Below are 1878 nucleotides of genomic sequence, written 5' to 3'. Positions count from 1 at the left end.
CATAGGGATTATGTAGAAGATTATGATTTCTTATGTAGAACGGCTATAAATGGATTTAAAATAATTACTATAGATGATTATCTTTTAGATGTAAGAGTTAGAGAAAATGGAATTACAAAATCTAATATATATGAGCAATATTTAAATGCAAGATTGGTAAGAGAAGCTTTTAATAAAAGTATTAAAAATAATGATATAAATCTTTATGAAAGTATTTTAGATAAAACTATAGAAGTAGATATAAATGAAAAAAATAAATATTTAAGTCAATTTAACAGTTATAAAGAAGTAAGCACTAAATTAAAAAATAAAAAATCAATTAATTCAATTTTAAATTTTAGTTTAAATTTGTTATTTAATAAATATAGTAAAGAAGAGTTCTTACGAAATATAGCAGTAAAAATAAATTTATTAAATAATTAGAATGAGGGGTAGTATGGAAGTAACAAGTAAAAGAAAAATAACTAAAGAACATATATTTTTATTATTTATAGCATTAAATCCAATTTTAGATATTATTTATACTTTAACAGAGTATTATATTCAGGTTACTATACCTATAAATCAAGCTGTTAGAATTGGATTTATTTTTTATTTACTATATTCTTTTAACTTAAATAAATATTTTAAGTATATATTTGCTTTTGGCGGAATTTTGGCAATTAATGAATTAAGCTATATAATAAGAGGATTAAATTTTAGTTTAGTTAGTAACTTTGGATATGATGCTAAGATAATATCAATTATTATATATATATTCACTACATATGAGCTATTAAAGAACAATAGAATTAAAGTTAAAGATTTAGTTAAAGCAATATCTATAGCAATGCTAATAATAGTTATGGGGGTAGTTATTCCAAGTGTATTAGGCGTAGGATTAAGTACGTATGGAAGTAGTAGTAGATTTGGAATGAAGGGATTATTTAATGCTCAAAATGCAATTACAGCAACATTACTTATTCAACTGCCAATAGTTTCTGTTGCATATCTGTATTTTAAGGAAAAAAGATATTTAATTTTATATTTAGTGGGGTTTGTAGTACTTAATTTAATTGGAACTAAGGTTGGAGTAGTAGGATCTATATTTATTGTTGTTAGTACTTTAGTCTTTATAATATTAGATAAATGTAGAAAAAAAATAGACTTTAAAAGGTTTATGACTATATTGTGTAGCATAAGTGGTATAGCAATATTTTTAATTATTATATTTTTTAAACAAATTATATTTATATTAAATAATTTACCATATAATAAATATGAATTCCCTACATTTTTTAGTTATTTAGTAAGTAATAGAGATGCACAAATAAAGATATTACATCAGTATGTTATTAATAGTAATAACAGAATTGCGAATTTGATTTTTGGCTTAGGAAACACTCAAGGAAATGATGTACTTAAAGATACACAAATAGGATTTCAACTGATTGAAATGGACTTTAATGCTATATATTATTATTCAGGAATAATAATGACTATAATTATAGTTGGTATATTTATATATTCCATATATAAAGTATGCAAAAATATAATAATAAAGAGAAATTTAGTTGAAGTTTTAATAGGATTATCTTTCTTTACTGGAACAGTACACCTAATTTTAGGTGGACATGTATTATTTGAAGCTATAGCTAATTTATATTTATCTGTTGTTATAGGAATAATTATATACAATGCTAAAGTAATAAATGATAAGCTAATAGAAAAAAAATTTACTGATAAGAAGAAGATTTTATTTATAGGATGGACCTTAACAGCTGGCGGTGGAGTTGAGACAATATTGTCAAAATTAATTAGCGTATTACCAACAAATGAGTATGATATTGACTTGTTTGAATATATAGATTTTGGAATAAATAATAAAGAATATCCAAA

General features: G+C 22.4%; 2 protein-coding genes. Both read left to right on the top strand.

All coding sequences use genetic code 11. The features are described 5' to 3' along the window. Positions 1 to 423: hypothetical protein (locus I2E98_RS15750; protein WP_207737641.1), on the top strand; the 423-nt coding region annotated here is incomplete at its 5' end. Between the two features lie 13 nt (positions 424 to 436). Beyond that, the coding region (locus I2E98_RS15745; RefSeq protein WP_195469808.1) for an O-antigen ligase family protein at positions 437 to 1878 on the top strand (1442 nt) is incomplete at its 3' end.

The sequence above is a fragment of the Clostridium sp. D43t1_170807_H7 genome, assembly GCF_015555905.1.
GTDB lineage: Bacteria > Bacillota > Clostridia > Clostridiales > Clostridiaceae > Clostridium.
This window is presented reverse-complemented; position numbering and strand designations above follow the sequence as displayed.